The sequence below is a fragment of the Streptomyces recifensis genome, assembly GCF_002154615.1.
Taxonomy (GTDB): Bacteria; Actinomycetota; Actinomycetes; order Streptomycetales; family Streptomycetaceae; genus Streptomyces; species Streptomyces griseoluteus.
The window spans coordinates 1-8,012 of record NZ_MUNH01000588.1 but is presented as its reverse complement, the minus strand read 5'-3'; the positions used below and the strand labels follow the sequence as shown (position 1 = coordinate 8,012).

Here is an 8,012-nt window from a genome sequence, read left to right as displayed (position 1 = left end):
CCGAGGTACTGCTCGCCGTGGGAACCCGCAAGGGTCTGTTCATCGGCCGACGGCGCGGCGGCGCCTGGAAGTTCGACGACGGCCCCCGCTTCAACGCCCAGGCGGTCTACGCGGTCGCCGTCGACACCCGCGGTGACACACCCCGCCTGCTGGCCAGTGGCGACAGCGCGCACTGGGGCCCGTCGGTGTTCCACTCCGACGACCTGGGCCGCACCTGGACCGAGCCGGGCCGGCCCGCCGTCAGGTTCCCCAAGGACACCGGCGCCTCGCTGGAACGCGTCTGGCAGCTCCACCCGGCCGCCGCCGAGCCGGACGTGGTGTACGCGGGTACGGAACCGGCCGCGCTGTACCGCTCCGAGGACCGGGGCGAGAGCTTCGCACTGGTACGCCCGCTGTGGGAGCACCCGACCCGCTCACAGTGGGTGCCGGGCGGCGGCGGGGAGGGGCTGCACACCGTACTGACCGACGCCCGCGATCCGCGCGCGGTGACGGTGGCGGTCTCCACCGCCGGAGTCTTCCGGACGACGGACGGCGGCGAGAGCTGGGCCCCGTCGAACTCCGGGGTCTCCGCCGCGTTCCTCCCCGACCCCGACCCCGAGTTCGGCCAGTGCGTCCACAAGGTCGCCCGGGACGCGGACGACCCCGACCGCCTGTACCTCCAGAACCACTGGGGCGTCTATCGCAGCGACGACTCGGGCGCCCACTGGACCGACATCGGCGAGGGCCTCCCCTCGACCTTCGGCTTCGCCGTCGCCGCGCACCCGCACCGGGGCGGCACGGCCTACGTCTTCCCCATCAACGCCGACTCCGACCGCGTCCCCGCCGAGCACCGCTGCCGGGTCTTCCGTACCCCCGACGCCGGCAAGTCCTGGGAACCCCTCTCGCAGGGCCTCCCCCAGGACGACCACTACGGCACCGTCCTCCGCGACGCCCTCTGCACCGACGACGCGGACCCGGCGGGCGTGTACTTCGGCAACCGCAACGGCGAGGTGTACGCCTCCGCGGACGACGGGGACACGTGGGAGCAGTTGGCGTCCCATCTGCCGGATGTGCTGTGCGTACGGGCGGCGGTGGTGGGCTGAGGAGCGCGTCCCCCTGCGGGCAGGCGCCACGCTCGAGCGAGTCCGGTGGGCCGACGCGGGTGGCTCGGCCCACCTCCCGGCGCCCTACGGCAGGCGCCAGTCCACCGGCTCCGCCCCCTGGGTCGTCAGCAGGTCGTTGGCCCGGCTGAAGGGACGGGAGCCGAAGAAACCGCGGTCGGCCGACATGGGTGAGGGATGGGCGGACTCGATGGCCGGGTAGTCCCCGAGGAGGGGGCGGAGGTTGCGGGCGTCGCGGCCCCAGAGGATGGAGACCAGGGGCTTGCCGCGGGCGGCGAGCGCGCGGATGGCCTGCTCGGTGACCTCTTCCCAGCCCTTGCCGCGATGGGCGCCGGGCTTGCGGGGCGCGGTGGTGAGGGCCCTGTTGAGCAGCAGGACACCCTGCGAGGTCCACGGGGTCAGGTCGCCGTTGGAGGGCCGGGGGAGGCCCAGGTCGGTGTTCAGCTCCCGGTAGATGTTCTCCAGGCTGCCCGGCAGCGACCGCACCTCCGGCGCCACCGCGAAGCTCAGCCCGATCGCCATGCCCGGCGTGGGGTACGGGTCCTGACCCACGATCAGGACCCGCACATCGTCGAAGGGCTGCTGGAAGGCCCGCAGGACATTCGCCCCGGACGGCAGATAGGTCCGCCCCGCCGCCACCTCGGCACGCAGGAAGTCCCCCATGGCCGCGATGCGGTCGGCCACCGGGTCCAGGGCCTTCGCCCAGCCGGCCTCTACAAGTTCGTTCAACGGTCGTCGTGCCACGTCAAGTCACTCTAGTGGCCACCACCGACATCACCCGAACGGCTGTGGATCAGCCCCCGCGCAGGCCCCCTCCCCCGCTACCCTGCCTCCGTCGTACGCGCTTCGGCGAGGAGAAGGGCATCCCATTGTTCGCAGAGGGCAAGGCGGCTCACCCGGCCGCGCCCGGCTACCTCGCGGTCGACTCCGGAGGCTCCGGCCTGCGCGTGGCCGTAGGGACGTACGACGGAGCGCCCCCCGTGGAGGGCAGGTCCGGACAGCCGGTACGGACCGGGGAGCAAGGCATCGACCCGGCCCATCTGCTGGAGCTGGTACTGCCGTTGGCGCGCGCCCTCGCGGCCAGGGCCGGCGTGGACGAGCTGACCACGGCCGTGATCGGCGCCGCCGGCTTCGCCACTCTGGGCGACGGCCTCCGCGCCGAGCTGCCGGACGCGTTGCCCCGCGCGCTGGGCGTACGGACCGTGGCCCTGGCCGCGGACGCGGTCACCGCGTACATCGGCGCCCTCGGACCACGTCCGGGTGCCGTCCTCGCGGCGGGCACCGGCCTGATCGCCATCGGCACGGACCTGACCACCTGGCGCCGCGCGGACGGCTGGGGCCACCTGCTGGGCGACTGCGGCGGCGGCGCCTGGATCGGCCGGGCCGGCCTGGAGGCGGCGCTGCGGGCGTACGACGGCCGCGCGGGCGGCTCCGCACCGCTGCTGGAGCGCGCACGGGAGCGGTTCGGACAGCCGCCGGAGCTACCGGGGCTGATCTACCCCCGCCCCGACCGAGTCGCCGTACTCGCCTCCTTCGCCCCCGAGGTCGCCGCCTGCGCCCCACACGACCCCGTGGCCACCGGCATCCTGCGCGCGGCCGCCCGCCACATGGCCGAGTCCGTCGCCGCCGTGTGCCCGGAAGCCGGTGAGCCCGAAGTCGCCTGCACCGGTGGCCTCTTGAAGTTGGGAGAGCCGCTTCTCTCCTTTCTGCACGACGAGTTGGCGCACGAGGCACCCCATGCCCGGCAGACCGCGCCCCAGGGCGGTCCCCTGCACGGTTCGGCACGGCTCGCGGCCGCACTCGCGGCCGGAGACGCCATCTGGCCCGAGGACCCCCGGCTGCTGTGCGTATCAGGCGTACACAGGAGAGCGACATAAGGGAAATCCATCGCACCGATCCCTCAACTACCCGATACGGGACCGGATCAGCCGCCCCATGTACGCAACTCATCCGACAAAACCGGACGGATACCGCTCACCTGCACCCTCCCCGAACAGGGCCGCTCGGCAAACCAGTAACATGCGGCGCCATGAGCTCCCCCACTGGACCCGAGTCCGGCCTGCCAGTACGAATGCCGCGACCCCGCCAGCCCGGACGGCACCGCCGTCCGGAGCCGCTGGTGGCTCCCGAGGACGCGCCCGCGTTCGTCCTCGCGGTGCCCGGTGCGCCCAGCGCCGCCACGCGCAGCCTCGCCGAGGAGGTCGTGAGCATCGCCCGCTCCGAGCTGCCCGGCCTCGACGCGCGGATCGGTTACCTGGACGGGGACGACGACGAATTCCCGACCCTGAGCGCCGTCCTGGCGCGCGCCGCCGAGGAGCGCACGGCCCGCCACGAGCAGGCCGTAGCCGCCGGTTCCGACGCCAAGGCGCCGGACGGGCCGGTGGCCGTGGTCGTACCACTGCTGGCCGGTCCCGACAACGCCCTGCTGCGGCAGACCCGCCAGGCCGTGATGGACAGCCGGGTCACCGCCGAGCTGACCGACGTCCTCGGCCCGCACCCGCTGCTCGCGGAGGGGCTGCACGTGCGGCTGTCCGAGGCGGGCCTCGCCCGCGCCGACCGCGCCCGCCTCTTCACGGTGGCGACCGCGGCCGACGGCATCATCCTGGCGTCGGTGGGCGGCGAGGAGGCCGTGCAGGCCGCCGGCATCACGGGCATGCTGCTCGCCGCACGCCTCGCCGTGCCGGTGATGGCGGCCGCGCTCGACCAGGAGGGTTCCATCGCCTCCATCGCCGAGCAGCTCCGCGCCTCGGGCTCGCAGCAGCTCGCGCTCGCGCCGTACCTGATCGGCCCGGAGATCGACACCGCGCTCCTCACGGCCGCGGCGGCCGAGGTCGACTGCGCCACCTCCGAGGCCCTCGGCGCTTACCCGGCCATCGGCAAGCTGGCCCTCGCCAAGTACACGGCCGCCCTGGGCATCGCCCAGCAGCCCCAGGGCGCCCCAGCCTTCTGACTAGGCCAAGCACCCAGGAAGGGCCCGCCCCGGCAACCCCGGAGCGGGCCCTTTGCGCTACCCGGCCAGGGTCGCGGGGAACTACGCGACCAGCCAGAGCCGACCCGCACCACCCAGCAAGCCTCGCCCAAGCCTCCCCAGCGGCGCGGGACGCACTCTCAAGCCCCCACCAGCCGGCCCGCCCCCGCAGCCTCCCGAAGCGGCTCCGCCAGATCGGCCAGGGCGTGCTCGAGCCCATGCAAATGGACCAGTGCCGGCTCCACCGGAGCCTCACCGGGCCGGTGCAACGGCTCGGAGCCCCCTTCCGTGAGCGCCTCGACAGCCGACTCCACCCGCCAGCAAGCGGCAGCCAGCCGAGCATCGTGCGACGCCTCGGGGTCAGCCGCGACAGCCGCCAATCCCCGAACCGCCCGCGCACACTCGTCCAGAAGCGCCAGCACCCGCAGAGCCCGCCCCTTACGCCCCACCAGCGGATTCAAGGGATGCACCAACGGCGCGACGGACATCCGCACCCGTCCGAGCAACTGCTCCAGCTCGGCCACCCGCGGAGCCGGGTCAGCCGTGGCGGAACCCGCAAGCCGCGCAGCCGCCTCAGCCGTACACGCGTGCACACACCGCAGGGCCCGCTGGATCCAGGCGTCGGTGGTGGCGTGCGTAGTCACCGGCAGCACCACCAGCACGGCCAGCATCGCCCCCGCCGCCCCGACAGCCGTCTCGGCCACCCGCAGTGCCAGCAGCGAAGGCGTGAGCACGCCGAGCAGCCCGTACAGAACCTCGGCCAGCAAGGTCACCCACAGCATCATCCAGGTGTAGGACACCGCGGCCGAGTAGAAGATCCCGAACACCGCGACCGTGACCAGCGCCACGGACGGCACGACAGCCCCGTCCACCGGCAGCGCCACCAGCAGGCCCAGCCCGATCCCGAGCACGGTGCCGAGCACGCGCCGGAACCCCCGTACCAGGGTCTCCCCGCGCGAGGCGGTGTTGACGAAGACCCACCATGTCGCCCCGACGGCCCAGTACCAGCGCTGCCCGGACAGCACCTGCCCGAGGACCAGCGCGAACCCGGCGCCCGCGACCGCCTGCGCGGCCTGCCGGGTGGTCACGCGGGCCAGCCCCGTCCCTCCCGGAGGGGCGGGCACCGTCGGCACCGGCAGCTCCCGCTCGTAACACCAGACCCCGAAGCGCACCGCGGCAGCGCTGAGCACGGACAGCAGGACGGCGGCGTACAGCTCGGGCAGTTGCACCGGGGTGACGTGCAGGAACTGCCCGACGAAGAACATCATGAAGGCGAAGACCCCGACGCTGTGCCCGCGCGGCCCCCACCGGCGCGCGTACACCCCCGCACCGACGACCGCGAGGAACGCCAGGTCGCGCGCGACCGGGTACGCGTGCAGCTCGGCGGCGACCGCCAGTACCAGCACGCCCACCCCGGGAAGCAGCGCCGTGGTGACGGCCTGCCCGCGCACGGTGGCGTCGGCGACGGTGAACAGGGCGAGCAACGCGGCGAGACCGCCCGCGACCATGCCGGGCAGCGACTGCCCCGCGAGCCCGCACACCACCACGGCCAGCCCGATACCGAGCACGGCCCGCGCGGCGAAGCGCAGCCGCACCCGCCCCGGGTCCGGCGCCATGAACACCTTCTTCAGCACTGCTCGTCCGCCCCCTAGTGGCCGTTCGCACGAAAAAGGCGCCGCGGAATCCGCAGCGCCATCGACACCTCTATGACAGCACCCCAAGTCCGTTTGGCTCAACTGGCTCCGTTTTGACTGAGCCATTGGCCCACACAGGCGGCACCGCCCCAGCCACTCCTGGGACCAACGGCCCAGGTCGCACGGCGTCCCCGCATCGGAGGACACTGAGCCATTGGTACAGTCACGCTGTTCGACGAACCACGAGGAGACCGAACCACGATGGCCGTGGACGAGCTGGACACCCGCATCCTGCGCCTGCTGCTGGAGCAGCCGCGCACCAGCGTGCGCGAGTACGCCCGCCTCCTCGGCATCGCGCGCGGCACCCTCCAGGCCCGGCTGGACCGGATGGAGCGGGACGGCGTGATCACCGGCACGGGCCCCTCCCTCTCCCCCGCCGCGCTGGGCCACCCCGTGCTGGCGTTCGTGCACATCGAGGTCACCCAGGGCCACATGGACGATGTCGGGGAGGCGCTGGCGGCCGTTCCGGAGATCGTCGAGGCGTTCTCCACCACGGGTGGCGGGGACCTGCTCGCGCGGGTGGTGGGCCGGGACAACGCCCATCTGGAGGACGTGATCCAGAAGCTGATCAGCGTGCCCGGCGTGGTGCGCACCCGCACCGAGGTGGCCCTGCGGGAGCGGGTGCCGTACCGGCTGCTGCCCCTGGTGGAGTCGGTGGGCCGGTCGGCGGCGAGGTCCTGACCGGCCGCGCGGGCCCGTTTCCCGTGGTGCGGCGGTGACGGTCACTGCATAGCGTGACCCCATGACTACAGTCCAGACCCGCCCTGCCGCCGCCGGTGACCGACGGCGGTGGCAGGCGCTCGCGGTCTGTCTCGTGGCGGGCTTCATGACGCTGCTCGACAGCTCGATCGTCAACGTCGCGCTGCCCTCGATGGAACGCGGCCTCGGCGCCGACGCGGCCGACGTGTCCTGGGTGGTGTCGGGCTACGCGCTCACCTTCGGCCTCGCCCTCGTGCCGGCGGGCCGGCTCGGCGACGTACGCGGGCGCCGGGCGGCGTTCCTCTTCGGGCTCGCGCTGTTCACGGTCACCTCGGTGGCGTGCGGGCTGGCGCCGAGTTCGGGCTGGCTGGTGGTCTTCAGGCTGCTGCAGGGCGCGGCGTCGGGCATCGTCGCGCCGCAGACGACCGGGCTGATCCAGCAGATGTTCCAGGGCGCCGACCGGGCGCGCGCGTTCGGCATGCTGGGCAGCGTGGTCGGCGTCTCCACCGCGGTCGGACCGCCGGCGGGCGGCCTGCTGATCCAGGCGTTCGGCGTCGACGACGGCTGGCGCTGGGTGTTCTACGTGAACCTGCCCATCGGCGTGGCCGCGTTCTGCGCGGCGCTGCGGCTGCTGCCGCGCACCCCGGTCGCGGAGAAGCGGCGGGAGGGCGCTGACCTCATGGGCGTGCTGCTGCTCGGCGCGGGTGTGCTGGCGCTGATGCTGCCGCTGGTGCAGGAGCAGCAGTGGACGGGCCGGACGAAGTGGACCCTGATGCCGGTGGCGGCGCTGCTGCTGGCCGCGTTCTGGCGGTGGGAGCGGCGTCAGGGCAAGCGCGGAAACGATCCGCTGATCGACCTCGACCTGTTCTCCCTGCGCTCCTTCACCCTGGGCGTGCTGCTGAACCTGGTGTACTTCGGCGGCTTCACCACGGTGTTCTTCATCTACACCCTGTACTTGCAGAACGGCCTCGGCTACGGCGCGCTGGCGGCGGGTCTGGCCTCGCTGCCGTTCGCGATCGGTTCGGCGGCCGGAGCGGCGCTGGGCGGCCGGCTGGTGGTGCGGCACGGCCGCAAGCTGGTGGTCGTCGGGCTGGCCGGGGTGGCGGTGGGCCTGCTCGCCGTGATCGGCACCGTACAACTCCTCCAGGGGCCCGGCGCTGCCTGGGCGGCGGCGCTGCCGCTGCTGCTGGCCGGGGTGGGGTCCGGGGTGACGATCTCGCCCAACACCACGCTGACCCTCACCCGTGTCCCCGTCCGGCGGGCCGGGGCGGCGGCCGGCATCCTCGTGACGGCCCAGCGCATCGGCTCGGCGGCCGGGATCGCGGCCGTGGGCGCGGTGTACTTCGCCCACCTGGCCAACCACGGCACCTCCACGCGGGCGCTGCAACTGGGTCTGCTCACGGCGGTCGGGATCATCCTGGTCGCGCTGGTGCTGGCCCTCGCCGACCTGCGGGAGCGGCAGACGCACCCGGAGCCGCCGATGGGCGACGGCCCGGCCCCGGAGCCCGCGGAGCGCACGCCGTCCAAGGCGTAGGGGGTGTCTCGTCGATC

Annotated in this window: 7 protein-coding genes; 5 read left to right on the top strand and 2 right to left on the bottom strand. The window is 73.6% G+C overall.

Going from position 1 to position 8,012, the window contains the following annotated elements; all coding sequences use genetic code 11:
* Positions 1–1,082 (top strand): WD40/YVTN/BNR-like repeat-containing protein (locus CCN33_RS26580; protein ID WP_086695995.1); only part of this gene is annotated, 1,082 nt, incomplete at its 5' end.
* Positions 1,083–1,166: 84 nt separating this feature from the next.
* Here the strand turns inward: CCN33_RS26580 and CCN33_RS26575 are convergent.
* The gene (locus CCN33_RS26575) at positions 1,167–1,844 is read right to left on the bottom strand and encodes a uracil-DNA glycosylase (RefSeq protein ID WP_086695994.1); all 678 of its coding nucleotides are present in this window, start codon (positions 1,842–1,844) and stop codon (positions 1,167–1,169) included.
* 125 nt (positions 1,845–1,969) lie between these two features.
* Here CCN33_RS26575 and CCN33_RS26570 point away from each other — a divergent pair, with 125 nt between their 5' ends.
* The gene (locus CCN33_RS26570) at positions 1,970–2,977 is read left to right on the top strand and encodes an N-acetylglucosamine kinase (RefSeq protein WP_086695993.1); all 1,008 of its coding nucleotides are present in this window, start codon (positions 1,970–1,972) and stop codon (positions 2,975–2,977) included.
* A gap of 152 nt (positions 2,978–3,129) precedes the next feature.
* Positions 3,130–4,050, top strand: coding sequence for a sirohydrochlorin chelatase (locus CCN33_RS26565; protein ID WP_086695992.1), 921 nt, complete (start codon positions 3,130–3,132; stop codon positions 4,048–4,050).
* Between the two features lie 158 nt (positions 4,051–4,208).
* Here the strand turns inward: CCN33_RS26565 and CCN33_RS26560 are convergent, their stop codons facing one another.
* Positions 4,209–5,702, bottom strand: a complete 1,494-nt coding sequence (locus CCN33_RS26560; RefSeq protein ID WP_086695991.1) for an FUSC family protein — start codon at positions 5,700–5,702, stop codon at positions 4,209–4,211.
* Between the two features lie 261 nt (positions 5,703–5,963).
* On the opposite strand from CCN33_RS26560, the gene CCN33_RS26555 reads away from it, so the two are divergent.
* Both CCN33_RS26555 and CCN33_RS26550 read left to right on the top strand, forming a co-directional pair.
* Positions 5,964–6,443, top strand: a complete 480-nt coding sequence (locus CCN33_RS26555; RefSeq protein ID WP_086695990.1) for an Lrp/AsnC family transcriptional regulator — start codon at positions 5,964–5,966, stop codon at positions 6,441–6,443.
* 61 nt (positions 6,444–6,504) lie between these two features.
* Entirely contained in the window at positions 6,505–7,995 is a 1,491-nt protein-coding gene (locus CCN33_RS26550; RefSeq protein WP_086695989.1) for an MFS transporter, read from the top strand.
* Positions 7,996–8,012: the final 17 nt, after the last annotated feature.